This is a genomic window from Bacillus sp. PK3_68, assembly GCF_003600835.1.
GTDB lineage: Bacteria > Bacillota > Bacilli > Bacillales > Domibacillaceae > Pseudobacillus.
In genome coordinates this window covers 4,113,464-4,138,937 of sequence record NZ_NQYC01000001.1, presented here as the reverse complement: position 1 = coordinate 4,138,937, position 25,474 = coordinate 4,113,464, and the positions used below count along the sequence as shown (strand labels likewise).

General features: G+C 42.6%; 23 protein-coding genes and 1 pseudogene. All 24 read right to left on the bottom strand.

Annotated elements, in window-relative coordinates:
• Positions 1-76: 76 nt before the first annotated feature.
• The 24 genes and pseudogenes from hslU to rnc all read right to left on the bottom strand — a co-directional run bounded on the left by hslU (position 77) and on the right by rnc (position 25,417).
• Entirely contained in the window at positions 77-1,486 is a 1,410-nt protein-coding gene (gene hslU / locus CJ483_RS20740) for an HslU--HslV peptidase ATPase subunit (protein WP_120037222.1), read from the bottom strand.
• A gap of 13 nt (positions 1,487-1,499) precedes the next feature.
• Complete coding sequence (hslV, locus tag CJ483_RS20735) at positions 1,500-2,045, bottom strand: ATP-dependent protease subunit HslV (RefSeq protein ID WP_120037220.1); 546 nt, start codon at positions 2,043-2,045, stop codon at positions 1,500-1,502.
• Between the two features lie 21 nt (positions 2,046-2,066).
• Entirely contained in the window at positions 2,067-2,969 is a 903-nt protein-coding gene (xerC, locus tag CJ483_RS20730) for a tyrosine recombinase XerC (RefSeq protein ID WP_120037218.1), read from the bottom strand.
• 59 nt (positions 2,970-3,028) lie between these two features.
• Positions 3,029-4,333: an FADH(2)-oxidizing methylenetetrahydrofolate--tRNA-(uracil(54)-C(5))-methyltransferase TrmFO gene (trmFO, locus tag CJ483_RS20725; protein WP_120037216.1), complete on the bottom strand. Its 1,305-nt coding sequence runs from the start codon at positions 4,331-4,333 to the stop codon at positions 3,029-3,031.
• Positions 4,334-4,459: 126 nt separating this feature from the next.
• Complete coding sequence (gene topA / locus CJ483_RS20720) at positions 4,460-6,544, bottom strand: type I DNA topoisomerase (protein ID WP_120037214.1); 2,085 nt, start codon at positions 6,542-6,544, stop codon at positions 4,460-4,462.
• Between the two features lie 253 nt (positions 6,545-6,797).
• Entirely contained in the window at positions 6,798-7,721 is a 924-nt protein-coding gene (gene dprA, locus CJ483_RS20715) for a DNA-processing protein DprA (RefSeq protein ID WP_120037212.1), read from the bottom strand.
• 39 nt (positions 7,722-7,760) lie between these two features.
• Positions 7,761-8,663 (bottom strand): succinate--CoA ligase subunit alpha, encoded by a 903-nt coding sequence (gene sucD, locus CJ483_RS20710; protein ID WP_120037210.1) that lies wholly within the window; start codon positions 8,661-8,663, stop codon positions 7,761-7,763.
• Positions 8,664-8,697: 34 nt separating this feature from the next.
• A complete protein-coding gene (gene sucC, locus CJ483_RS20705; RefSeq protein WP_120037208.1) occupies positions 8,698-9,861 on the bottom strand; it encodes an ADP-forming succinate--CoA ligase subunit beta in 1,164 nt (387 codons plus the stop codon).
• 225 nt (positions 9,862-10,086) lie between these two features.
• A complete protein-coding gene (locus tag CJ483_RS20700) occupies positions 10,087-10,359 on the bottom strand; it encodes an EscU/YscU/HrcU family type III secretion system export apparatus switch protein (protein WP_120037207.1) in 273 nt (90 codons plus the stop codon).
• Complete coding sequence (locus tag CJ483_RS20695; RefSeq protein ID WP_120037205.1) at positions 10,356-12,242, bottom strand: hypothetical protein; 1,887 nt, start codon at positions 12,240-12,242, stop codon at positions 10,356-10,358. Before CJ483_RS20695 ends, CJ483_RS20700 begins: the two co-directional genes overlap by 4 nt.
• A 27-nt stretch (positions 12,243-12,269) precedes the next feature.
• Positions 12,270-13,034 carry a ribonuclease HII gene (locus CJ483_RS20690; RefSeq protein WP_120037203.1) on the bottom strand — a complete coding sequence of 255 codons (765 nt, stop codon included), beginning with the start codon at positions 13,032-13,034 and terminating at the stop codon, positions 12,270-12,272.
• Between the two features lie 235 nt (positions 13,035-13,269).
• The gene (ylqF, locus tag CJ483_RS20685; RefSeq protein ID WP_120037200.1) at positions 13,270-14,127 is read right to left on the bottom strand and encodes a ribosome biogenesis GTPase YlqF; all 858 of its coding nucleotides are present in this window, start codon (positions 14,125-14,127) and stop codon (positions 13,270-13,272) included.
• Positions 14,128-14,160: 33 nt separating this feature from the next.
• A pseudogene (gene lepB / locus CJ483_RS20680) lies at positions 14,161-14,696 on the bottom strand (signal peptidase I).
• Between the two features lie 124 nt (positions 14,697-14,820).
• The gene (gene rplS / locus CJ483_RS20675) at positions 14,821-15,165 is read right to left on the bottom strand and encodes a 50S ribosomal protein L19 (RefSeq protein ID WP_120037198.1); all 345 of its coding nucleotides are present in this window, start codon (positions 15,163-15,165) and stop codon (positions 14,821-14,823) included.
• A gap of 126 nt (positions 15,166-15,291) precedes the next feature.
• Positions 15,292-16,035 (bottom strand): tRNA (guanosine(37)-N1)-methyltransferase TrmD, encoded by a 744-nt coding sequence (gene trmD / locus CJ483_RS20670; RefSeq protein WP_142927250.1) that lies wholly within the window; start codon positions 16,033-16,035, stop codon positions 15,292-15,294.
• Complete coding sequence (rimM, locus tag CJ483_RS20665; RefSeq protein WP_120037194.1) at positions 16,035-16,553, bottom strand: ribosome maturation factor RimM; 519 nt, start codon at positions 16,551-16,553, stop codon at positions 16,035-16,037. Before rimM ends, trmD begins: the two co-directional genes overlap by 1 nt.
• A gap of 13 nt (positions 16,554-16,566) precedes the next feature.
• Positions 16,567-16,947, bottom strand: coding sequence for a YlqD family protein (locus CJ483_RS20660; protein ID WP_120037192.1), 381 nt, complete (start codon positions 16,945-16,947; stop codon positions 16,567-16,569).
• A 264-nt stretch (positions 16,948-17,211) separates the two neighbouring features.
• The gene (locus CJ483_RS20655; protein ID WP_120037190.1) at positions 17,212-17,445 is read right to left on the bottom strand and encodes a KH domain-containing protein; all 234 of its coding nucleotides are present in this window, start codon (positions 17,443-17,445) and stop codon (positions 17,212-17,214) included.
• 5 nt (positions 17,446-17,450) lie between these two features.
• Complete coding sequence (gene rpsP, locus CJ483_RS20650; protein ID WP_120037188.1) at positions 17,451-17,723, bottom strand: 30S ribosomal protein S16; 273 nt, start codon at positions 17,721-17,723, stop codon at positions 17,451-17,453.
• A gap of 233 nt (positions 17,724-17,956) precedes the next feature.
• Positions 17,957-19,306, bottom strand: a complete 1,350-nt coding sequence (gene ffh, locus CJ483_RS20645; RefSeq protein WP_120037187.1) for a signal recognition particle protein — start codon at positions 19,304-19,306, stop codon at positions 17,957-17,959.
• 11 nt (positions 19,307-19,317) lie between these two features.
• A complete protein-coding gene (locus CJ483_RS20640; RefSeq protein WP_120037185.1) occupies positions 19,318-19,632 on the bottom strand; it encodes a putative DNA-binding protein in 315 nt (104 codons plus the stop codon).
• 350 nt (positions 19,633-19,982) lie between these two features.
• Complete coding sequence (gene ftsY / locus CJ483_RS20635; protein WP_120037183.1) at positions 19,983-20,993, bottom strand: signal recognition particle-docking protein FtsY; 1,011 nt, start codon at positions 20,991-20,993, stop codon at positions 19,983-19,985.
• 101 nt (positions 20,994-21,094) lie between these two features.
• Positions 21,095-24,658: a chromosome segregation protein SMC gene (smc, locus tag CJ483_RS20630; RefSeq protein WP_120037181.1), complete on the bottom strand. Its 3,564-nt coding sequence runs from the start codon at positions 24,656-24,658 to the stop codon at positions 21,095-21,097.
• Between the two features lie 18 nt (positions 24,659-24,676).
• On the bottom strand, positions 24,677-25,417 hold the full coding sequence (rnc, locus tag CJ483_RS20625; RefSeq protein WP_120037179.1) for a ribonuclease III: 741 nt from the start codon (positions 25,415-25,417) through the stop codon (positions 24,677-24,679).
• Between the last annotated feature and the right edge of the window lie 57 nt (positions 25,418-25,474).

The following is a 25,474-nucleotide window of genomic DNA, read 5'->3' as shown; positions in this document are numbered from 1 at the left end:
TGTTACCGGTCAATGCATTATTTTTTACTTTATTTTCTACTTCCCGTTCTACCCTTTTATCCATTGAGTTGAAACTCTATAGGATAAACTGACTCACATCTTTATCACGTGAAATAGCTTCCAACTTCTCATTTACATATTGCGGAGTAATCGTAATTTTCTCCATCGTGATATCAGGCGCTTCAAATGATAGGTCTTCCAATAGCTTTTCCAGGATGGTATGAAGGCGGCGAGCACCTATGTTATCAGTACTTTGATTGACTTCAAAGGCAATTTCTGCTATACGTTTTATAGCATCGTCAGAAAATTCAATTTCTATACCTTCCGTTTCTAATAAAGCTATATATTGTTTTATTAAAGCATTATCTGGTTCCACTAAAATGCGAACAAAGTCTTCCACTGACAGTTTCCCAAGTTCTACGCGAATTGGAAAACGCCCTTGTAATTCCGGAATAAGATCGGATGGTTTCGACATATGAAAAGCGCCTGCTGCAATGAATAAAACATGATCGGTCTTTACCGAACCATATTTTGTTACAACCGTCGAACCTTCTACAATCGGTAAGATATCACGTTGCACGCCTTCTCTCGACACGCTGGCCGATGAAGAAGCTGCACCTTTAGCTGCTATCTTATCAATTTCATCAATGAAGATGATACCTGTCTGCTCGGCCCGTCTGATCGCCTCTTGTGTAACATCATCCATATCAATTAGCTTTTGAGCTTCTTCATTGGTCAATACTTCTCGTGCTTCTTTAACCGATAACTTCCTTTTCTTCTTTTTCTTCGGCAAAAGCCCACCGAGTGCATCCTGCATGCTCATACCCATTTGTTCCATGCCCGACCCTTGAAACATATCAAACATGGAAGGCGGCTGCTCTTCCACTTCGATTGTAACGATCTCCTCTTCCATTTCGCCGCGCGCAAGCTGATCTGCAACCAACTTTCTTCGCTCTCGAATAGAAGACTCCTCATGAGAATCCTCCTGGCTCACCTGCTCTTGTCCACTGCCGCCAAATAACATTTCAAATGGATTCTTCATGCTGGCTGCTTTCTTTCTTGTCGGAACAAGCAATTCTACGAGCCGCCGATTGGCTGCTTCTCTTGCCGGCTCTTGCACAGATTGGATTTTTTCTTCTTTGATGATCCTTACAGATGTTTCAGCTAAATCGCGCACCATAGATTCTACATCCCGGCCGACATAACCTACTTCTGTAAATTTCGTTGCCTCTACTTTAATAAAGGGTGCGCCCGAGAGTTTTGCGACACGACGGGCAATTTCCGTTTTCCCAACCCCTGTCGGACCGATCATCAATATATTTTTAGGAATGACTTCATCCCGAATTTGATCACTTAACAAACTGCGCCGGTAACGATTACGTAAAGCAACAGCTACTGCTTTTTTAGCATCTTTCTGACCGACAATATACTGGTCAAGCCGTTCTACAATTTGTCTCGGCGTCAACTGCAATGATTTCTTCTCCAAGCTCTTCACTCCTTTACTCAAGTTCTTCCAAAATAATCTGGTCATTCGTATAAACGCATATCTCTCCTGCAATTTCTAAAGCAGCTTTAGCAATTTCTCTCGCGGATAGATGATCGCCCGAATAAGTTTTTAAAGCGCGTCCTGCGGCTAAGGCGAAGTTGCCCCCCGATCCAATAGCTAAAATGCCGTCATCCGGTTCAATGACTTCTCCTGTACCGGAGATTAATAGAATATTCGAGCGGTCCATTACGATTAGCATGGCCTCTAAACGGCGAAGCACTTTATCAGAACGCCATTCTTTCGCAAGCTCGACTGCTGCACGCTGCAGATTTCCGTTATACTCTTCCAGCCTACTCTCAAACAACTCAAACAACGTGAAAGCATCAGCGACAGATCCAGCAAAGCCTGCAAGTACTTTTCCATTGAACAGCTTGCGCACTTTTCTGGCCGTGTGTTTCATGACAACAGCATTTCCAAATGTCACTTGCCCGTCTCCGGCCATTGCACACCCGCCTTTGTGCTGAACAGCAAAAATTGTAGTAGCATGAAACTGATCCATAAATTCTGATTCCTCCTTTACTTACGCACGGGGATGATGAGTTAAATACGTCTTTCTTAAATGTTCTTTTGTCACATGAGTGTATACTTGTGTAGAAGAAAGATGATCATGCCCAAGCAGTTCTTGGACCGTCCGCAAATCCGCCCCATTGTTCAGCAAGTGAGTAGCAAAGGTATGCCTCAGCATATGGGGATGAATTTTTCTTGTTAACGACGCTTTCTCAATCAGTGTGGTTAAAATGTGACGGACGCCTCTTGAAGTCAGCGGTTTGCCACGATGGTTAACAAACAAAAAAGAGTGGTTGTCTGTAGACTTCATTAAGAACTTTCTCGCAGTTGCTATGTATCGCTCGATTGCTTCATGGGCAAAAGTTCCGAAAGGCACATATCTCTCTTTATTCCCTTTTCCTTTAACAAGTAACACGGAAAAATCAAAATCAATATGCTTCATTTCAATTCCTGTACATTCACTCACACGGATACCCGTTGCATAGAGCAGCTCAAGTATTGCTTTATTACGGAGGTTCAAAGGCTCTTCCCCTTCGCACACAGCAAAAAGCTCTTCCATCTCTTCTTCATAAAAAAAGGAGGGGAGCTTATTTGCCCCTTTTGACTGCTGCACGAGCGCAAAAGGATTTTCCGTTATGACCTTTTCTCTGGATAAGAAGCGAAAAAAACTGCGCATGCTAGAAACTCTTCTAGCAATAGTAGAGCGGGACAGTTGTTTATCGTGCAGCGTTGTTAAATACAGCCGTGCATCCAAGTATTCCACATCTTCTAAGTTCTTAATGCTTTGCTCAGTAATGAACTTAAAGAATTCTTCAATATCGTAGCGATAAAATTGTATCGTGTAATTTGAATAGTGTTTTTCGACTCGCAAGAACTCGATGAACGATTGTAAATACTTATTAAAAGGTTCAGACATTTAAACACCCCCATAGGGCTACTAAATAGTATCACAATCAAGCAGCCCTTGCAAGAAGTTTACAAACTTTTCACAAAAGTTTGAATTGTTTCTAATGCCCGCTGAGCATGGGCTTCGTATCTTTCCTTCTTGTTTCTTATTTTAACCGGAAGGTCAGGAAACAAACCAAAATTAGCATTCATTGGCTGAAAATTCTTTTCATTTGTTGAAGTAATATAATGAGCCATGCTACCAATCGCTGTTTCTGCCGGTACAGCCACAGGGTCTTTTCCAAGGGCTAGACGCGCTGCATTGATCCCGGCAATCAAACCGCTTGCTGCGGATTCTACATATCCTTCCACACCCGTCATTTGGCCGGCAAAGAATAAATTACTCCGTTCCTTGAACTGATAAGTCGGCTGCAAAACTTTCGGCGAATTAATAAACGTATTACGATGCATAACTCCATATCGGACAATCTCTGCCTTTTCCAGTCCAGGGATTAATTGCAGGACTTCTTTTTGAGGCCCCCATTTTAAATGCGTTTGAAAACCAACAATGTTATAGAGCGTCCCGGCGGCATCATCTTGACGCAGCTGCACAACCGCATGAGGTCTTTTTCCTGTGCGTGGATCTTCCAACCCGACTGGTTTCATCGGTCCAAACAGAAGCGTTTTCTTTCCGCGCTTTGCTAGAACTTCCACTGGCATGCAGCCTTCAAAGAAAATCTCTTTTTCAAATTCCTTAAGGGGAACGGTTTCCGCAGAGATCAGCGCTTCATAAAACCTGTCAAATTCTTCTTCTGTCATTGGACAGTTTAAATAAGCGGCTTCTCCTTTATCATAACGGGACTTTAAATAGGCTTTACTCATGTCTATGCTGTCCTTCTCAATAATAGGAGCGGCAGCATCATAAAAGTATAAATAATCTTCTCCCGTTAGTTCCTTCAACTTTTGCGATAAGGCTTGGCTTGTTAACGGTCCGGTAGCAATGACAGTAATTCCCTCGGGGATGTCTGTCATCTCTTCATTAAAGACCGTAACGTTCGGATGATTTTTCACCCGTTCAGTCACTAGACCGGCAAATTCATGGCGGTCAACGGCAAGGGCTCCTCCTGCTGGAACAGAACAATGGTCTGCTGCAGAAATAATAACGGAATGCAAAGCTCTCATTTCTTCTTTCAACACGCCGACAGCATTGGTGAGTGCGTTAGCCCGCAATGAATTGCTGCAAACGAGCTCAGCGAATTTATCTGTATGATGAGCCGGTGTTTGTTTGACGGGCCGCATTTCATACAGATGTACTTTCACGCCCCGTTCAGCAATTTGAAAAGCTGCTTCACTTCCGGCTAACCCTGCTCCGATCACATTCACGACTGGTTCCATTGTTTTTTTGCCTCCTGAATAAATAATGGTACGTACATCTATGTCCCTAAAGCATTGTACAACAGACGTTCCCATAAAAAAAGTATTATGTTCAAAAACAAGCAAAAAAGCGGGAAATTCCCGCTTTTATACCTGTGTTTCTTCCTTATAATCGCAGCCTGTACATTGAATTTGCACGCCTTTTTTCAGTTTCTTTTCAACAAGCATCTGTTCACACTTTGGACACTTTCGCTCAATTGGTTTATCCCATGATAAAAAGTCACATTCTGGAAAGCGATCGCACCCATAAAAAATACGGCGTTTTTTACTTTTTCTTTCTATTATATTTCCTTCCTTGCACTTCGGACATTTCACGCCGATTTCCTTTACAATCGCTTTTGTATTCCGGCAATCAGGAAAGTTGCTGCAAGCCATAAACTTTCCATAACGGCCCATTTTAAATACCATCGGATTGCCACAGTTTTCACAATCCTCGCCAGCAGGTTCATCCTTAATTTCAACTTTCTCCATTTCTTCTTCCGCTTTAACTAAGTGTTTTTCAAACCCCTGATAGAATTCATCGATTACCTCGACCCATTCTACTTGTCCGTCTTCTATATTATCTAAGTCTTTTTCCATCTTTGCTGTAAATTCGACATCAATAATATTTGAAAAGAATTCCATCATCAGCTCATGCACAATTTCGCCTAATTCTGTTGGTACAAAGCGCTTATTATCAAGAGCTACATAGCCGCGTTTTTGAATTGTGTCAAGCGTAGGAGCAAACGTGGACGGCCGACCAATCCCCAGCTCTTCCAGCGTTTTTACAAGCCTTGCTTCTGTATAGCGAGGCGGCGGTTGAGTAAAGTGCTGTTTCGGCTCTATGGTCTCGGAAATTACTTTGTTCCCTTTTTCCAAGTTAGGCAACTGTTTTTCTTTCTCTTCTTGCCCATCATCTGATCCTTCTATATACACTTTCATGAAACCTTGAAATTTCACTTTCGAACCGGTAGCCCGAAATGTCACCTCGCCGTTTACAAGGTCTGCGCTGACTGTATCTATCACCGCTGCTGACATTTGACTGGCAAGGAAACGTTCCCATATCAATTTGTATAGCCGTAACTGATCGCGCGACAAAAATTCTTTTAGCATCCCCGGTTCCTTGAATACACTTGTTGGACGTATAGCTTCATGCGCATCCTGGGCATTTGACGGTTTCTTTTCTTTCCTCGCTTTGGCTTCAGCTTCTTTTGTATATTCTTTGCCATGAATCGACTCGATAAATTCATGCGCCTCTTTTTGAGCAACCTCAGAGACTCTCGTTGAATCCGTTCTCATATACGTAATTAACCCGACTGTTCCTTCTTTGCCCAAATCGATTCCTTCGTATAGCTGCTGAGCGAGCATCATCGTCTTCTTTGCTCGAAAGTTCAGCTTGCGGGCTGCTTCCTGCTGGAGAGAAGATGTTGTAAATGGCGGTGCAGGATTTCTTCTGCGTTCCTTTTTTGTCACACTGGCAATCTCGAAGCTGTTTCCTTTAATAGCTGAAAGAACCGCTTTTACTTCTTCTTCAGATTTCAAAGCCGTTTTCTTCCCGCCCTTTCCATAAAAGGAGGCTGAAAAAGAATCTGTTCCTTTTGAAAACTGGGCTTCAATTGTCCAATATTCTTCCGGTGTAAATTGAGTGATCTCTTTTTCACGATCGATAATCAGTCGCAAAGCGACTGATTGCACGCGCCCTGCGCTCAGCCCTTTTTTAACTTTCTTCCAAAGGAGCGGGCTAATATTGTAACCGACTAGACGGTCCAAAATACGGCGCGCTTGTTGGGCATCCACAAGATCCGTATTAATCGGCCTTGGATGCTTAAATGATTCCTTAATGGCATCTTTTGTAATTTCATTAAACACAACCCGGCAATCCGATGACGTATCAAGGTCAAGACTATGAGCCAAATGCCAGGCAATCGCTTCCCCTTCTCTGTCGGGGTCAGCCGCCAGATAGATTTTTTTCGCTTTTTTAGCGGCTGTCTTTAATTCTTTCAGCACGGGTCCCTTTCCACGGATGGTAATATATTTCGGTTCATAATTATTTTCTATATCAACACCCATTTGACTTTTAGGCAAATCGCGCACATGGCCCATAGATGCTTTTACTTTATATTTTTTCCCCAAGTAACGTTCAATTGTTTTCGCTTTTGCAGGGGACTCGACTATTACTAAGTACTCTGACATGCATAAACCTCCCCCTAGAGGTGAAAATAAATAGATGTAACACACATTATTAGCCGGTTTGATGACAATTGTCAATCAATTGCATTTTAATTATGTTTTTCTATTTGTTTTTCTCTATTCATTAAGTTATTTTTTTCATCATTAAAATCATTGATTCTTTTGCAAAATTTAATACAGTTTGCGAATAAAAGCAACCTTTTTTTATCAAAGACGGAAAAATTAATTGATTTTTCTTCCATATTTGTATCGATTTTTACATAATTTCCTCTAAAATATCTGCACTTGTCCGCACTATTTTGGCTCCCTCACTAATTAGCTCATTTGTTCCTTCAGACAACGGTTCATCAATCCTTCCCGGAACACAAAATACCTCTCTCCCCTGCTCTAAAGCACAGTAAGCGGTAATTAAAGAGCCGCTTTTCTTTCCCGCCTGTACTATAACAGAACCGAGAGATAAGCCACTAATGATTCGGTTTCTAGCAGGAAAATACCACTTTCTAGGTGGGGTGTTTGGCGGGTATTCAGAAACAATCAGGCCGGATTTCATGATTTTTTGAGCTAAAGACAAATTCTCTCTCGGATATATATGATGAAATCCGCCAGCAATAACGGCGATCGTTCCCCCCTCTTCAGCCAAAGCTGCCTCGTGGGCAAAAGCGTCCACTCCTTTTGCCAGTCCGCTGACGATAATACAACCATATTCGACGAGTTCTGGCACCAACAGTTGTACAGCCTTCCGTCCATATTCATTGGCTGTTCGCGCGCCAACAATCGCTATTTTTCGCTCACACGTAAGTAAAGACACATCTCCTGCTGTATAGAGGATCCATGGAGGTTGCGGCAAGGTTTTTAGAAGGGGCGGATAGGAGGGACTATAAATGGGGATCGATTGAAACCCTTGAGCTTTGTACATTTTGAGTAGAGGGCGGTCCTTTTGATGCTTCAGCTGTTCGACAACAGCCGCCGAGTGGGAAGGTGAAATGGCAAGTATGCGGGAGAGATAGACAGGGGAATAGTTATATAAATTCTTCAGGTCATTTTCTTGCCTCAAAAGTGAATAAATGGCTTTCCAGCCGATGCCATGACAATGTTGCAAGTGGATGATTTTTTCCGTTAGCGCGTCCAGTTTGACTGCCTCCTTTTTAAAGAAAAAGGCTGTCCGAAATGCCTTTTGCATTGCTTTCGGAGCAGCCTCTTCGTTGTTTATTTAACTAGATTAATGCGTTTTGCACTCTTCGTAAATGCCTTTTTCTTTGATCACTTCGATCAAAGTTTCACCCATAACGGATGGAGTTTCAGCTACTTTAATTCCGCATTCGTTCATTACGCGGATTTTTTCATCAGCTGTCCCTTTTCCGCCAGAAATGATGGCACCGGCATGGCCCATGCGTTTTCCTGGAGGTGCAGTACGGCCGCCGATGAAGCCGACAACAGGTTTTGTCATGTTTGCTTTTACCCATTGAGCTGCTTCTTCTTCAGCTGTTCCGCCGATTTCACCAATCATAATAACAGCTTTTGTTTCTGGATCTTCGTTGAACGCTTTTAATACGTCAATAAAGTCCGTACCGTTTACTGGGTCTCCACCAATACCAACAGCTGTTGATTGGCCGATGCCAGCTTGTGACAATTGGTGTACCGCTTCATAAGTTAATGTACCGGAGCGGGAAACAACACCGACATGGCCTTTAGTATGAATGTAACCAGGCATGATACCAATTTTACATTCATCAGGTGTAATAACACCCGGGCAGTTTGGCCCAACTAAGCGAGTTTTCTTGCCTTGCATATAGCGTTTTACTTTTACCATATCTAATACTGGGATATGTTCAGTAATACAGATAACAAGATCAAGCTCTGCATCTACTGCTTCTACGATTGCATCTGCAGCGAATGGAGCAGGAACATAAATAACAGAAGCGTTAGCACCTGTTGCTTTTACTGCATCACTAACAGTATTAAATACCGGTACGCCTTCTACCTCTGTTCCACCTTTACCAGGTGATGTACCACCAACGATTTTTGTACCGTATTCCAACATTTGTTTTGTATGGAAAAGAGCTGTTTTACCAGTGATACCTTGAACGATTACTTTTGTGTCTTTATTAACAAATACACTCATGCCTATACCTGCCTTTCTCTGGTCAACTCTGGGATTATTTGCTTACAAGCTCAACGATTTTTTGTGCGCCATCAGCCATAGACTCAGCCGCAACAATGTCAATATCAGACTCACTTAAGATTTTCTTACCTAAATCAACGTTTGTTCCTTCTAAACGAACAACGAGTGGCACAGATAAGCCGACTTGTTTTGCAGCTTCTACCACACCAGTTGCAATGATGTCACATTTCATAATTCCGCCGAAAATGTTAACGAAAATACCTTTAACGTTTTTGTCGGAAAGAATAATTTTAAATGCTTCTGTAACTTTTTCAGCTGTCGCGCCGCCCCCAACATCAAGGAAGTTAGCCGGATCGCCGCCGTAATGCTTAATGATATCCATTGTTGCCATAGCGAGGCCTGCCCCATTAACCATACAGCCAATGTTGCCATCAAGAGAGATATAGCTTAAGTCATATTTAGAAGCTTCGATTTCTTTTGGATCTTCTTCTTCTAAATCGCGGTATTCCATAATATCTTTATGGCGATACAATGCGTTAGAATCAAAGTTGATTTTCGCATCAAGCGCCATAACATTACCGTCACCTGTTACAACAAGCGGGTTAATCTCAGCAATAGAAGCGTCTTTCTCAATAAATACTGTATAAAGACCCATCATAAACTTCACTGCTTTGTTCACAAGTTCTGCCGGAATATTGATGTTGAAAGCGATACGGCGAGCTTGGTAAGGCATTAAGCCTGTTACTGGATCAATGTACTCCTTGAAAATCTTTTCTGGAGTAGCTGCCGCTACCTCTTCGATTTCTGTTCCGCCTTCTTCAGAAGCCATTAATACGACTTGAGACGTAGCGCGATCTAGAACAAGACCAACGTAATATTCTTTTTGAATATCGCAGCCTTCTTCAATCAATAAACGCTTGACTTCTTTTCCTTCTGGACCTGTTTGATGAGTGACAAGCGTTTTACCTAAAATTTCTTCAGCATATGTACGCACTTCATCAATATTTTTTGCAACTTTAACTCCGCCCGCTTTTCCGCGGCCGCCTGCGTGAATTTGCGCTTTTACGACACAAACGTCAGTGCCAAGTTGTTTTGCTGCTTCAACTGCTTCTTCAACGGAAAAAGCAACTTTACCGTTTGGAACGGCTACCCCGTAATTTCTGAGGATTTCTTTGCCTTGATACTCATGGATATTCATACTTCATCCTCCTATCAATCTCAAAAAAGTAGACTGCGTTTCCATTGTATATAAAGTCGGAATTTCTGTCTAGATATTGGACCTAATTTTGTTATTGTTCGGCTTTTTTATAGATTTTTGCGATTATTCCAACACTCGTAAGCGCTTTTTATGGAAAAAATGGATGTCCTTTCGCAGCCCCTTCTACACAATTACCCTACCCTCAAATGATAAACCTCATTCAAATTATTTTTTTAGCTGGTCAAGCCGATAAATGAAGGCAAACACTTCCGCTACGGCTTGATAGAGTTCTTCGGGGATGGTTTCATTAATTTCTAACTTCCCCAACAGCTCGACCAGGCTTGGGTCTTCCTGGATAGGAATATTATGCTCTTTAGCTCTTTCAAGGATGTTTTCGGCCACTTTGCCCTTCCCTTTAGCAATTAACAGAGGGGACTGGTTCTTTTCAGGGCGGTAAGAGAGAGCGGCCGCCTGTTTTCTTTTTGTCTCTTTATTCATATGCGGATATCCACTCCCTCATAAGGCTGTGTTTCCATTACCTGAACAAGCGGGGGCAGCTCGCTTTTCCCGGACTGCTTGAACTGAATGCTCGATAACTGATACCCTTTTTCTTCTATCCCTGCCTTCAGTGAGGGAAGAAGAGCCGCTGCGGTTGACTTTAGACCAGGCGTTTCATTAAATATTTGCAATTGGATAATCCGATTTTGTACTTGCATATCTATTACCGTTTCTTTTATATGTTCGAGTTCTAAATAAAATAGTACTCGGCAATAATCGGAATCTAGTTGACCATCTTCCGTCTTTTTTCCTGACCATTGTAAAGTCAGCTCCGTATGAAAACCGAACAGATTAATCGGCACTTGCATAATCAGCTGCTGAATAGGCCCATTTTCAGCAGACAGCAGGGGCTGTACATTCATCCGTCCCAGCAATTGTTCTGCAGATTCTTTAATATGAACAGGCAGATTTTCACTAAGAAGGCGCAACAGCTGGGGCTTTAGCATTTTCTCAAGCTCAGCCTCTTCAGGCAAACTTGTTCCGAGCATTCCTTCCAGGTCAACCCCTAACCATCGGAACGTATCCTTGATCAATGAATGGGCTTCCTTGGCAGATAAATGAAGCTGCATATCATTCTCTACCGCAAGTGCAATTTGTTGAAACAACAATTCCTTTCTAGATAGCGCTGCCAATGACGAAGAATGAATTTTTGCTGTTTCATTTTTTATAAGGCCAACAAACTCTTCTGCCTCTTTATTAAAGAGAGCAGCCAATTGGCGAATCGCTTCCGATGGCTCATTATGCTGGATACTTACTTTTGCAGCGGTTTTAAAAACAGCCGCTATTTGCTCATTGGTTAGGTCTGTAGTCTTTAGTCCCTCTATTAATGACTTAATTTCAGCTGTTAAAGGCCCTACAGCGCTCTTCCCCGCCGCTTTGGCATTGTTAATCAATGCTTGCTCTAATCGCTGCAGAGACTCCCTATCATCTGGTTGCTGGATAAACTGGCTGACCGCCTGCTTTATGGAAGGCGGTTTATTTTCAAAGACCGCCTGGTTCGTTGCCCCAGGTGAGCTTGTTTCTCTTTTCCATTGGCGCATGATTTGAACGAGCGAATCATCGATGCTGTCTCCAGACTCTGGAATAACTCCCCATGATTTAACTAAATCAATAGCTGCTGACTTAGAGGCTGATAGCTTTTCAGGTGAAAACAGCTTTTCCATTATGGCGGCTGCAATTTTCTGGACAGTATGCTTCTCCAGAGGAGTCTGCCAGTCTTTTAACAATTTTATTAATGCATCGGCCGAGGACGGTGGCTGATTCATCTGCTGAAGCTTTGCAGCCAGATCTTCTGTTAATTGACCAAGAGAAATTGAAGAGTAAGCTGTCATCAAAGGTTGGAAGATAGCTTTAGTTATTGGGAGAGAATGCTCGGTCATCATCTTGATTGCTTGCAACCCATCAGACAGCGGTCCCTTTGCCAGCCATTCTCCCGCCTTCATAATCAACTCTTTCGTCAGCGGCATCTTCTCTCTCATCATCATTTCGACAAATGCTTTATTCTCTTTTGTGATCGGTAAAGACAACTGCATGAGTAAATCCCTTGCCATTTTTGATAGACTTTCATTTTCTGACATTGGCGATGTAATCACTTGCAGGTGTATTCCTTCATTATTCGATGCTACTCGGAACCAATATCTTTCCCCTGATTGAAGCGGCACTTCCAGCTTTGCAACCATTGTAGTTGTTCCAGTCGATAGCTCAGCCATGCCATTCGGTAACATTTTTACTACTTTGGCGGGAAACATCTCCCCTTCTCGTAACTGAGCTGTTTTTTCCTTGCCGAGAAGACCTTGCGCGAGAGCAGCTTGCTGGATAATCATCTCTTTCCCCCCTTACTTTTTCTGCTGTTATTCTATTTCCTTTACTGGAGAAAAACTCCTTCGGTGAATCTCGCAGGGACCGCTTGAATTCAAACCTTTCAAATGCTCTGCTGTTCCATATCCCATATTTCTTTCAAAACCGTATTGTGGATAAACGAGAGCATAGTCACACATTAACCTGTCTCTGGTCACTTTTGCTACGATCGACGCTGCTGCAATCGATACACTTGTTGCATCCCCCTTAATAATAGATGTCTGAGGAATGGGAAGGCTTAGTGTCATTGCATCGATCAACAGATGCTCTGGGACCCGTGAAAGACCTGCTACCGCTACTTTCATCGCTTTTTTTGTGGCTTCGTATATATTTATTTCATCAATTTCAGAAGCCTCAACAATCCCGATACCTACGTCTGCTTTTTCTATAAGTTCTTCATAGAAATAGTCTCTTTTCATTCTGCTGATTTTTTTAGAATCATTAATTCCTACTAGCTCAAGATCTTCTGGTAGCACAACTGCTGCTGCGACAACCGGCCCTGCGAGTGGTCCTCGTCCCACTTCATCGATTCCCGCAATATATGTTACTCCTTTCTCTATGAGTTGCTTTTCAAAAGTGAGCTTTCTCTCGTAGTTTAATCGTTCTTGCTCCCGTTGATTTTGTCGGCGGTACCATTGGGCAATTGCCTGCTGGACTCCTTTTCGAGAATCTTTCAGCCACTCCTGAAATTGCGGATGATTTTCTGTTTGAATATTTTTTAGTTCCTTTTTAATTTCACTTACTGACTGGACCATCATTAACTCCTTTTGTTTACTTTCTTGTTAACAGCTATTTTTTGAATTTTGCACATGTTGTTTTTAGTAAAATATATGCGGAAATCTCATGCCACTGGCAGCCTTATTTATTTTAATCATGCTTTATTCATTTTTAAAAGGCTTAGTCAAAACTCCATCTCATTTCCCGCCTTCTTTTCTTTTATATCGACTTTGTTTAAACAAAATAAAGACCCTAAGAAAGGGCCTTTGCTTTTTGTTATTTCATTTGTGCTTCCGGAAAGTCAAACGTTAGCTTTCCAAGCTTTTCTCCACGGATATCACGGATAATAACTTCCGTTGTTTTATCATAATCGATTTCGTTGCGTGCTGCGTAACAGCCGCGCAGCGTGCCGATATTATTGAAAAGGTCCACTACGTCCTCCGGAATGTCCTCGAGCTGATAGCGCTCTTTAAGACGGTCTGGATAATGATCTTCCAAAAAGCGGAGAGCAAAAATTGCCACATCCTGCAAATTAAGGATGGTGTCTTTAATCGCTCCGGTCAAAGCCAGCTTAAAGCCAGTTTCTTCATCCTCAAATTTTGGCCAAAGAATGCCAGGGGTATCCAGAAGCTCCATTTCTTTCCCTGCCTTGATCCACTGCTGGGCTTTTGTGACACCAGGCATGTTACCAGTCTTAGCAATGTTCTTTTTAGCCAGCCGGTTGATTAATGTAGACTTCCCTACGTTCGGGATACCGACGATCATAGCCCGGATAGCCCTAGGCTTTATCCCTCTGGATTTCATTCGGTCGAATTTTTCCTTTAGGATCTCCTTGGCCGCTTTATTAATAGCCGCCAAGCCGTTCCCTGCATGAGAGTTAATCGCTAATGCGGGAATCCCCTCCTGTTTAAAGTAAGCAAGCCAGCGATTAGTAACCGCTGGATCCGCCATGTCGGCTTTGTTTAAAAGCACTAATCTCGGCTTTTGCTGGATGATTTCATCAATCATCGGGTTACGTGAAGAAATTGGCAGGCGAGCATCAACCAATTCAAAGATGATGTCCACTAATTTCAGTTTCTCTGTTACTTCCCTTCTCGCTTTAGCCATATGGCCGGGAAACCATTGAATTGTCATGGCTTCACCTCCGTTCTATTAAAATGATCCTGTTTAGTCTACTATGCGCATTTTGTTTAATGGCCAGAAAACAAGGCTCGTATCGCCTACCACTTCATCAATTTTAATCGTCCCGATGTGGCGGCTGTCCTTGCTGTATAATCGATTGTCTCCGAGCACGAAGATTTCACCCTTAGGGACTGTTTCTTTTCCCGTGATATCTTTTAGAGTAAAGTCAGGCGTAAGCGGACCAGGTTCCTGCGCCTTATACTTGTCCAGGTAAGGCTCTTTATAATATTTTCCGTTAATATATAATTTATCATTCTTATACTCAACCGTATCACCCGGAAGTCCGATCACACGTTTAATATAATCTTTGTGCTCTGGTGCATGAAACACTACAATATCGAAACGTTGAGGTTCCCCCATTTTATTGACGATCATCCAGTCGCCGTCATTCAGCGTCGGCATCATTGACTCTCCGTCTACAACGATAGGGGCAATGATAAAATATCGAATAATTGCTGCCAACCCGATTGCGATTAAAAAGCTTTCGTCCACTCCCAGAATTCGTTTTTTTCCTTTGCCAAATTCGTCACCACCTAATTTATTATGTAATCATCATATCATCTTGGGCGTTATTGAGAAAAGAAAGGACTCTTTCATTTGAAAAAGGAGCTTGTTTCCAAGCTCCTCTCACAAAAATGCCTATTATTATCGAATTTCTTTAATACGAGCTGCTTTACCGCGAAGGTTACGCAAGTAGTACAATTTAGCACGACGAACTTTACCACGGCGAGTTACTTCGATTCTTTCGATCTTCGGTGTATGAAGCGGGAACGTACGTTCAACGCCTACGCCATAAGAGATTTTGCGAACAGTAAATGTTTCGCTTACTCCGCCACCGCGACGTTTGATTACAACCCCTTCAAAAACCTGGATACGTTCACGTGTGCCCTCAACGACCTTTACGTGTACGCGTACTGTATCTCCAGGACGGAAAGCCGGAAGATCTGTGCGAAGTTGTTCCTTAGTAAGTTCTTCAATCAATTTGTGCATATTATTCCTCTCCTTCTAACCGATGCTCAATACAACTTTTATTGAGTCGCAGCGGAACACCGTTATAATGGGCTTGGACTGTTGTCACAAACCACGAAAAAATTTTATCACATTTAAAATAACAAATCAAGAATCTCTTTCTTTTTCCCACTCTGTTAACCATATTTTCTGCTGTTCTGATAAAGGATAATTCGCTAGTAAGTCCGGGCGCCGTTCCCATGTCCGTCTTAAGGACTCTTTCTCTCTCCATTCCTCTATTAATCGGTGGTTCCCTGAAAGAAGAACGCCTGGCACTTTCAAGCCCCGAAATTCAGCTGGCCTCGTATAGTGAGGATGTTCAAGAAGCCCGGAGGAAAATGAATCGAGTATAGGAGATTCCTCATTGCCAAGCACATCAGGCAAGAGACGGACCACACTATCTGTAATAACCATAGCTGCTAGCTCACCGCCTGTTAAGACAAAGTCACCAATCGAGATTTCGTCTGTTACAAGCTGCTCACGAATCCGCTCATCATAGCCTTCATAATGGCCACAAATAAAAATAAGATGCTGCTCTGCAGCCAATTCTTCGGCCTTTTGCTGTGAGTAGCGCTCTCCTTGGGGACACATTAAAATTACCCGTGGACGAGAAGAGGGAGAGGATGCCTTTGCCTGCTCGACCGCATCAAAAACCGGCTGCGGCTTCAACACCATTCCCGCTCCGCCACCATATGGATAATCATCAACCGTTTTATGCTTTCCCTCGGCGAATTCCCGGAAATTAATCACATTGTACTCAACTTTTCCTTTTTCAGATGCTTTCTTCAATATGGAAGAGCGGAGAACTCCTTCGAACATTTCAGGAAAAAGAGAAAGAATATCAATTTTCATCATGACAATAACCCTTCCATCGGTTCAATAAAGATGAGCTTCTCTTTCACATCTACCTTTTTTACAATTTGCTCAATATACGGAATGTAAAAATCTTTTCCATTTTTCCCCTTAACTACCCACACATCATTAGCTCCCGGCGTTAAAATTTCGGTTACTTTACCAACTTCCTCCTCATCGACTGTTTTAACTAGACAACCGATGATTTCGTGGAAGTAGTATTCTCCTTCGTTTAACTCACCCTGCTGCGACTCTTTTATTTTTAAAAGCCCGCCTTTGAACGGCTCTATGGCATTTAATCCATCCACACCTTCAAATGTGAGTAAATCAAATGATTTGTGTTTACGATGCGATGAGACGATTAAAGGTTTTCCTTCCGTTTCACCGGGCATGAACAAATAAAGTGTGTTTCCTACTTTATATCGCTCATCAGGGAAATCCGTTCTCGAAATCACTCTTACTTCGCCACGAATTCCATGTGTATTCACAATTTTTCCCACGTTAAACCATTTCTCCATTGTTGGCTCACCTCTAACGAATCTCGACGACAATGCCATCTTTAATGACAATTGTCTTTTCTGTTTCTTCCCATCGATCTCCAATTTTCACATCGGCTAGTGTCTGCATTTCTTTTTCCTTCAACTCACTGCCAAGAGGAAGCAGCTCCAGCTGGCTTTGTTGAAAATTAATATTTTCAATTTTTTGCTGACGCTGCTTCATCTCCTTCTGAAAAAAGGCTGTAGATTGCTGGCCGACGCCTTTTTGCTGTCGTTCAGTTTTTTTTAACTCAAAGCGTAATTGCTCATATTCTTTTTCAAGCTGGCTTTTTTTATCCTGATAAGATGAAAGCAACGATTGTTTCAGCGTCTCTGTTAATACTTGCTTAACAATTACTGTCCGCAAAACTTGCATGCCTCCGCCTTCCTTTCTATGCCAGATATGCTTCCGCTTCGACGCACATGATGTGCTAGTGAGGGCGCTGTGACACGATGTCACGCCTTTAGCCGTCATTCCCTCTTTGTCTAGCTCCAGCGGCTAGCACGTACGCTAATTTCGCTCTCTGTCGAGGTCAAAGAACGACTCCTTATCAAATCCTCCAACCACCTATCGGGCTGATCAGGCCGCTTCCGCTTTACTTATTAAAAATTTATATGAAAAAAGGGAGGTTATCCCTCCCTATTCGGCTATTTCTACATACACTTTTTTCTGATGAGCAACGTTTGCCGCTGCCATTACAATGGTTCGAACCGCCTTAGCAATGCGGCCGTGCTTCCCGATGACTTTCCCAATATCCTCCGGATGAAGAGAAAGGCGGTAAGTAACCTTGCTTTCTTCTGCTTTCTCTTTCACATAGACTTGATCGGGATGGTCGACAAGTGGTTTAACAATTGCTAAGATTAACTCTTCCATTTCTCTTATTTGCTGATTTTAGCGTTGTGGAATTTTTCCATAATGCCTTGCTTAGAGAAAAGATTACGTACTGTATCAGATGGTTTCGCACCATTTTGAAGCCATTTTAGTGCAAGCTCTTCATCGATTTTTACTTCCGCTGGTTGAGAAATTGGATTGTATGTTCCAACTGTTTCGATTTGGCGTCCGTCACGTGGAGAACGAGAATCTGCTACTACAATACGATAGAATGGAGCTCTTTTAGAACCCATGCGTTTTAAACGAATTTTTACTGCCATTTTTAAAGCACCTCCGAATAGTTTTACACAAGATAGAATAATAACAAATAATAAGGTTGTTTGTAAAGGTTTTTTTCTTTACATTTTATTTTGTTGCTATAAAAAAGCGAATTTTGCTTTTCTTTGTCTAGCTGCAGCAGCCAGCTCGTACGCCGGTTTCAGCCTCTCTATCAGAGAATCCTTGCCGAGCCCTCCAACCTCTTATCGGGCTAATCGGGCCGCTTTCGCTTCCCTTACATAAATGGAAACTTAAACGGCATTCCTTTTTTCTTGCCCTTTTGCTGCATGCCAGACATTTGCTTCATCATCTTTTTCATCTCTTCAAATTGCTTAAGAAGACGATTGACCTCTTGAATAGAGGTTCCGCTTCCTTTGGCAATACGCTTTTTTCGGCCTGAGCTAATAATTTCTGGATGCTGCTTTTCCTCATTCGTCATCGACTGAATAATAGCTTCAACGTGAGAAATTTGCTTTTCATCCACCTGAACATTGCTTAAACCTTTAATTTTATTAGCTCCGGGAAGCATTTTGATAATCTCATCCAATGGACCCATGGAACGGACTTGGCCAAGCTGTTCGAGAAAGTCATCAAATGTAAAGGACATTGTCCGCATTTTCTGCTCAAGCTCTTTTGCTTTTTCTTCATCCACGTTCGTTTGCGCCTTTTCAATCAGCGTCAATACATCGCCCATGCCCAAAATCCGGGAAGCCATTCGCTCCGGATGAAAAGGTTCAAGAGCATCGAGTTTTTCACCCATACCAGCAAACTTAATCGGCTTTTCAGTTACCGCACGAATAGATAAAGCTGCCCCTCCGCGCGTATCACCATCAAGCTTCGTTAAAATAACGCCCGTCACACCAAGCTGTTCATTGAAGCTTTCTGCAACATTCACCGCGTCTTGACCAGTCATTGCATCTACTACAAGGAAGATTTCGTCAGGATTAGTCAATTCTTTGATATCTTTTAGCTCACCCATTAAGTCTTCATCTACGTGTAGACGGCCAGCCGTATCAATCAAGACATAATCATGATGATCTGCTTTTGCTTTTTCAATCGCCTGCTTGGCAATTTCCACCGGGCTCACCTGGTCCCCTAAAGAAAAAACGGGCATATTTAGTTGTTTGCCGAGTGTTTCCAACTGCTTAATAGCTGCCGGACGGTAAATATCCGCCGCTACAAGCAGCGGCTTGCGGTTATAACGCTTCCGCAACAAATTAGCCAGCTTGCCAGTAGTCGTTGTTTTACCGGCCCCTTGAAGACCAACCATCATGATTACTGTTGGTGGCCGCTTTGCTACCGCAATTTGGCTTTGTTCGCCACCCATCAGGTTGGTTAGTTCTTCTTTAACCACTTTAATGACCTGCTGACCAGGCGTTAAGCTTTTCATTACTTCCTGGCCGACAGAGCGTTCGCTAACTTTTTTAACAAAGCTTTTGACGACTTTGAAGTTAACATCCGCTTCAAGAAGGGCAAGACGCACTTCTCTCATCATTTCTTTGACATCCGCCTCTGTCACTTTCCCTTTGCCGCGGATTTTTTGCATTGTGCTTTGCAGTCGGTCGGCTAATCCTTCAAATGCCATGTTGCCGCCTCCTAATCTAATTTCTCGAGCGATTCAATAATAGACTGTCCGTCAGCAGAAACAAGTGATTTTAACTGTTTCAGCAAGCGGCTGCGCTCTTGAAATTTTTTAAATAGCAGTAGTTTGCTCTCATACTCTTCGAGCATTGCTTCCGTGCGTTTAATATTATCGTAAACCGCCTGGCGGCTCACTTCATACTCTTCCGCGATTTCACCAAGAGAGAAATCATCTAGGTAATAAAGGGACATATAACTGCGCTGCTTATCTGTTAACAAAGAATGATAGAAATCATACAAGAAATTCATTCTTGTTGTCTTTTCAAGCATGGACAGCCCCCCTTGTTAAGTTAAAAACCTTTACATAAAAATAGTCTACTCATTTTAAATAGCAATGTCAAGAAAATATCTTTACGTCTAAGAAAAGCAAAAGCAGCCTGATTAGCCCGGTAGGAGGCTGGAAATCCTGACGAGGAGTTGTTGCTTAGACTCCTTCGACAGAGAGGTCGAAACACTACCGTACGGACTGGCCAATAGAAAAGCGCAAGACGCTGCTTCTATTTAAGTATATGGCCAGTTAATACAGACAACCGGCCAAGAAAGTGACACATTCGGCAAGCCAGCAAAGTAAGGGCTATTCTCTAACAGTAAGATAAACTCTGCCCTGCCGGAAGATTAAATCATTCTTCCTCTTCTTCTGTGTCTTCCTCTTTTTCTTCGAAGGCAGTAGAAAACAAGCCGTACACGTATTTTTCCGCATCAAATTGCTGGAGATCATCCATCTTTTCACCTAAACCGACAAATTTAACCGGAATTTCGAGTTCTTTGCGGATAGCGAGCACGATGCCCCCTTTAGCTGTTCCATCAAGCTTTGTAAGAACGATTCCGCTTACGTCTGTTGCTTCTTTGAAGGTTTTTGCCTGAACCATGGCATTTTGTCCCGTGGTCGCATCCAAGACAATCAATACTTCATGAGGGGCTCCGGGAACTTCTCGTTCAATGACTCTCTTTACTTTTTCCAATTCCTTCATTAAATTCACTTTATTTTGCAGTCGTCCGGCTGTGTCACACAACAAAATATCCGCTTTCCGTGATTTAGCCGCCCGAACAGCATCATACATCACCGCAGCCGGATCAGAGCCTTCCCCCTGCTTAATTACTTCCACGCCTGTTCGTTCTCCCCAGACCTCAAGCTGCTCAATCGCTCCGGCACGGAAAGTGTCTCCAGCGGCTAGCAACACGTTTTTGCCTTCTGATTTAAACTTATGAGCCATCTTACCGATTGTTGTTGTTTTCCCTACTCCGTTGACGCCAACAAAGAGAATGACTGTAAGGTCGTTTTCCTGTATATTCAATGCATTTGGTGCTTCTTCACCGTTCTGGTAAATATCGACGAGTTTTTCTGTGATAATATCACGTACTTCTGCCGGATCTTTCGTATTGCGCCGTTTTACTTCATGTTTCAATTGATCAATTAATTCCATAACTGTATCAAATCCCACATCGGCACCGATCAGAATCTCTTCCAACTCTTCGAAGAAATCCTCATCAATTTTGCGATAACGCGCCACGAGGTCGTTTACTTTGCTGGAAAAGTTATCACGTGTTTTCGTCAGGCCCGTTTTAAATTTTTCTGTTGCCTGGTCTGTGGAAGTTGTCAATTTTTCTTTTAATTTCTTAAAAAAGCTCATCCGCTTTCCTCCTATATTTAATATCCTAAACTGATATTTGATAAGCCAAATAGGATGAAGGAACAGCCTCCACTCTATTCGGCTCATAAATAATACACGAATTAAACAGGGGTTTCTGCTTTTTTATCCATTGTCACAGAAACCAATCGAGATACCCCTGACTCCTGCATAGTGATGCCATACAAAGCATCCGCTTCTTCCATTGTTCCCTTTCTATGAGTAATAACGATAAACTGTGTATCTTGGCTAAATTGCTTTAAATACCGACTAAATCGAAAAACATTCGCTTCATCTAGAGCTGCCTCTACTTCATCAAGTACACAGAAAGGAACAGGACGTACTTTTAGAATGGCAAATAGAAGGGCAATAGCCGTAAGTGCTCGTTCCCCTCCCGATAAAAGACTGAGGCTCTGAAGTTTTTTCCCAGGCGGCTGCGCAACGATATCGACCCCCGTGCTAAGCAAATGGTCCGGATCTGTTAATCTCAATTCAGCTCTCCCACCGCCAAATAACGACTGAAAAACCGGAAGGAATTGTGTGCTCACCGATTGGAAGGTTTCCTTAAATCGCTTCGTCATCTCTTCATCCATTTCCTGTATAACTTGAGATAGTGTATCTTTGGCCTCTTGTAAATCAGCTCGCTGCTCTTCAAGGAAGGTGTACCGTTCAGATACCCGCTCATATTCTTCGATAGCTCCTAGATTTACGCTGCCTAATTCCTTGATAGACAGCTTGATCAAATGAAGTTTTTTACGCACCTCTTCGATCGGAAAAGGCAGTGGGTACTTCTCTTTTGCCGCTTCATATGTGAGAGCATATTCTTTATTTAACTGTTCCAGGCGGTTATCAAGCTCCACATCCAGGCGATTGATTTTCACTTCTTCATCCTGGACAGCTTCGCTCATTGCTTTATGAAGCCTTCTCGCTTCTTTAAGCTCCCTTTCCTCGCCCTCCAGCCGGCCTAGCTTATCCATACGTTCATTTCTACGCATAGTAATAAGCTTGCTTATTTCTTCTTTATCCTGCCGCTTTTTCCGGGCAGCCTCGTCCAATTCTTCTTCTCCCTGCCCGCTTGCTGACATTTCTGTTTTTAGCCAGTTCATATCTTCATGCCACTGTTTATGTTTTTGTTCAGAAGCAGCCAACTCAGCAAGCACTTGTTCAAGGCGTTCTTTTCTTGATGTCAACTGCTCTTGCTTGACGGCAAGCTTGGAATTAAGCTCGCTTATTGTTTGCATGATTGTTTCCTTCAGCGTGCTTTCATGAGCCTTTTGTTCTGTTAACTTCTTGATTTTTACATCGAGCTCCTCAATTTCCTGCTGACTGATGACTAATTGTTTTTCCGCATTTTCTAAAAGCACTTGAAGCCTTTGATGCTCCGTTTCGAACTCTTGCTTTTCTGAATCATAGATAGATAAGCGACTGTTAATGGTTTGGTAGGCAAATTGCCATTCAAGCTGTTCGTTTTTCCGCTCCTGCTCATTGGCTCTTATTAGTTCTGTCTGCTCTCTCATCTCTTTAAGGAGAGCTTCTTTGGAGAGTATACTCTCTTTTAATTTTTTCACTTCACGTTCAGCAGCTATCGTCTTTTCTTCCATTGAAGCAAGTCTCACTCTCAAGGACTCGAGCTCGTTTTTTCGGCTAATCAATGAGTTTCCTTTTTGCTTCAAAGCGCCTCCAGTCATGGAACCGCCGGGGTTCACAATATCTCCATCAAGCGTTACAATCCGGTAACGATAATTCATGAGCTTAGCCAGCTCATTGGCTCCTTCTAAATGAGCAGCAACTACTGTATGACCAAGGAGATTGGTTATAGCTGGGCTGTATGCTTCTGGAAAGCTGATAAGGTTGGACGCTATGCCGATGAAACGATCGTCATTTTCCAGCTGAGCAGAAAGGGTGGCTGGGAATATTTTTTCCTTTATCGAAGTTAACGGCAAAAAGGTAGCCCGCCCAAATCGATGCTTCTTTAAATAACCAATGGCTTCACGGGCAGCCCGCTCATCAGCCGTAATAATATGCTGCATGCTGCTACCAAGAGCCACTTCCATGGCCGTTTCATATTTTTTAGGCACCTCAATAATTTCAGCAACCGCTCCTTCAATCCCTGAAAGTTGTCGGTCTCTCGCTTTTAATATTTCCTTCACGCCTTGAAAAAAGCCAGAATAGTCCTCTTCCAAGGATTCAAGCATCTCTTTGCGCGATTTGGCATCCTGAAGAATTTGATAAGCTTGATAAAGACTAGATTCCTGCTTTTCATATTTCGATTTCATTGTTTCAAGAAGCTGTTGCTCTCGATGCAAAGCGTCTACATGGATAGCTGCACGCTCCTGCTCAGAAGCAAGTGCTTCATCAATAGCAGATTTTCTAGCCTCTATCTCCTGTCTTTCGGCAAGATATTTTTTATTTTCAGCATCGAGCCGCTCTTTTCTGTGCACCAATTGTTCGATCTGCTGTTTTACGTGCTGACGTTCATTTTTAGCAGAGGCCTGCACGTTCAGACTCTCAATATAATCGGCTTTTAACGACTCAATTTCCTCTTCTAAGTTTTTGGAAAGCTGCTTCATTTCTTCTTGCTTAACTGCTAGCAGCTGCTTTAATTCAACTTCTTCTTTTTTATCTGCTTCCGTCTTTCTCCTTAAATCCTCTGCCTGCACAGAAAGCTGTTGGATCTTTTCTTTGATTTCCGCTAAGTTGTCAGCCAGCTGTCCCTCATTTTGGATCGCATTCTTTTTTCGTTCCTGCAACACTTGTTTACGGCCTTCCAGCTTTTCCAGTTCCTCGCTGGCAGCTAAAAGCACCGCCTGTAAATCATTCACTGACTCATCAAGGGCTGTAATTTGCGTTCGCAATTCTTCTGCTTTTGCCTCTTTCTGTTGAAGGTTCGAAAAAAGCGCAGTTTCTTCTTGTGCATGCTCAGCATGGCTTGCTTTTAACTGTTCCCATTGAGTATGCAGTTCGCCAATTTCATAAACAATCACCGCAATATCATAGCTGGTCATTTCTTCTTTCTTGTCAAGATAATCTCTCGCAATCGATGCCTGCATGCGCAAAGGCTCTATTTGCCCTTCTAATTCATGGAGAATGTCTTGAACACGCAGAAGATTTTCTTGTGTTTCATCCAGTTTTTTCTCCGCTTTCTTTTTCCGGTTTTTATACTTTAACACCCCAGCTGCCTCTTCAAAAATTGCCCGGCGCTCCTCTGGTTTGCTATTCAATATTTCTTCTACCTTGCCTTGGCCGATGATAGAAAAAGCCTCCTTACCAAGACCCGAATCCATAAATAAATCAACGATGTCTTTGAGACGGCACGGCCTTTTATTAATAAAGTATTCACTGTCCCCGGAACGATAGACCCTTCTTGTTACATTGACCTCACTGTATTCAATCGGGAGTGTTTGTGCTTCGTTGTTTAAAGTTAGGGTTACTTCGGCAAAATTCAGCGGCTTGCGGCTATCGCTGCCAGCAAAAATGACATCTTCCATTTTACCGCCGCGCAAACTCTTTGCTGACTGCTCTCCAAGTACCCAGCGTATCCCATCCGTAATGTTGCTCTTCCCCGAACCATTCGGACCGACTACAGCTGTTACCCCATCGACAAATTCGACAGAAACGCGTTCAGCAAATGATTTAAATCCGGCAATTTCCAGTTTCTTCAGGAACATGTTCCTTTCCCCTGCCTTCTACTCTGTATGTTGTTTCAAAGCTGTCAAAGCCATCTGAGCAGCCAGCTGCTCGGCTTCTTTTTTCGATTTTCCTTGTCCACTTCCAAGCACTTCTCCATTTAATGAAACTTGAGAAACAAACTCTTTACTATGAGCCGGACCTTTTTCCTGCAATATTTTATATTCAAGTAATCCCTTTGTCTGACGCTGCACAAGCTCTTGCAATTGGCTCTTATAATCCATCATATGAGAAAAAGCACCGGAATCAATTCTAGGAAAGATCATTTTTTCCAAGAAAAGGAGGACAGCATCCATCCCTTGATCTAAAAACAAAGCGCCCATAAACGCTTCAAATACATCTGCCAAAAGAGCCGGCCTCATCCGGCCTCCAGTCATTTCTTCGCCTTTTCCAAGAAGAACATATTTCCCGAAATTCAACTCGTTAGCGAAGGTGACAAGTGATGGCTCACAGACTACGGCAGCCCGCAATTTCGTTAAATCTCCCTCTGACATGAGCGGGTATTTTTTAAATAGGTAGTGAGAAACGGTTAACTCCAACACCGCATCCCCTAAAAATTCAAGTCGTTCATTGTCCTCATATGGCTTTTTCCGATGCTCATTCACATAGGATGAATGGGTAAAGGCATGCTTTAGTAAATTTTCGTCATGAAAATGAATGCCTAAATTTTCTTGCAGCTGATTAAATTGCTGTTCTCTTTTAGTTAAAGGCCTCTTGAAGTCTCTATGTGGTTTCTTCATTGGATTTCCTCCGGTAATTAAACTAATTTGCACCCACACACAGTGTAGTCGAAATTG

Coding starts and splice junctions, on each gene's coding strand:
- hslV (WP_120037220.1), bottom strand. CDS start 2,045: ATGGATCAGTTTCATGCTACTACAATTTTTGCTGTTCAGCACAAAGGC.
- xerC (WP_120037218.1), bottom strand. CDS start 2,969: ATGTCTGAACCTTTTAATAAGTATTTACAATCGTTCATCGAGTTCTTG.
- trmFO (WP_120037216.1), bottom strand. CDS start 4,333: ATGGAACCAGTCGTGAATGTGATCGGAGCAGGGTTAGCCGGAAGTGAA.
- topA (WP_120037214.1), bottom strand. CDS start 6,544: ATGTCAGAGTACTTAGTAATAGTCGAGTCCCCTGCAAAAGCGAAAACA.
- dprA (WP_120037212.1), bottom strand. CDS start 7,721: ATGCAAAAGGCATTTCGGACAGCCTTTTTCTTTAAAAAGGAGGCAGTC.
- sucD (WP_120037210.1), bottom strand. CDS start 8,663: ATGAGTGTATTTGTTAATAAAGACACAAAAGTAATCGTTCAAGGTATC.
- sucC (WP_120037208.1), bottom strand. CDS start 9,861: ATGAATATCCATGAGTATCAAGGCAAAGAAATCCTCAGAAATTACGGG.
- CJ483_RS20700 (WP_120037207.1), bottom strand. CDS start 10,359: ATGAATAAAGAGACAAAAAGAAAACAGGCGGCCGCTCTCTCTTACCGC.
- CJ483_RS20695 (WP_120037205.1), bottom strand. CDS start 12,242: ATGATTATCCAGCAAGCTGCTCTCGCGCAAGGTCTTCTCGGCAAGGAA.
- CJ483_RS20690 (WP_120037203.1), bottom strand. CDS start 13,034: ATGATGGTCCAGTCAGTAAGTGAAATTAAAAAGGAACTAAAAAATATT.
- ylqF (WP_120037200.1), bottom strand. CDS start 14,127: ATGACAATTCAATGGTTTCCCGGCCATATGGCTAAAGCGAGAAGGGAA.
- rplS (WP_120037198.1), bottom strand. CDS start 15,165: ATGCACAAATTGATTGAAGAACTTACTAAGGAACAACTTCGCACAGAT.
- trmD (WP_142927250.1), bottom strand. CDS start 16,035: ATGAAAATTGATATTCTTTCTCTTTTTCCTGAAATGTTCGAAGGAGTT.
- rimM (WP_120037194.1), bottom strand. CDS start 16,553: ATGGAGAAATGGTTTAACGTGGGAAAAATTGTGAATACACATGGAATT.
- CJ483_RS20660 (WP_120037192.1), bottom strand. CDS start 16,947: ATGCAAGTTTTGCGGACAGTAATTGTTAAGCAAGTATTAACAGAGACG.
- CJ483_RS20655 (WP_120037190.1), bottom strand. CDS start 17,445: ATGGAAGAGTTAATCTTAGCAATTGTTAAACCACTTGTCGACCATCCC.
- rpsP (WP_120037188.1), bottom strand. CDS start 17,723: ATGGCAGTAAAAATTCGTTTAAAACGCATGGGTTCTAAAAGAGCTCCA.
- ffh (WP_120037187.1), bottom strand. CDS start 19,306: ATGGCATTTGAAGGATTAGCCGACCGACTGCAAAGCACAATGCAAAAA.
- CJ483_RS20640 (WP_120037185.1), bottom strand. CDS start 19,632: ATGCTTGAAAAGACAACAAGAATGAATTTCTTGTATGATTTCTATCAT.
- ftsY (WP_120037183.1), bottom strand. CDS start 20,993: ATGAGCTTTTTTAAGAAATTAAAAGAAAAATTGACAACTTCCACAGAC.
- smc (WP_120037181.1), bottom strand. CDS start 24,658: ATGTTCCTGAAGAAACTGGAAATTGCCGGATTTAAATCATTTGCTGAA.
- rnc (WP_120037179.1), bottom strand. CDS start 25,417: ATGAAGAAACCACATAGAGACTTCAAGAGGCCTTTAACTAAAAGAGAA.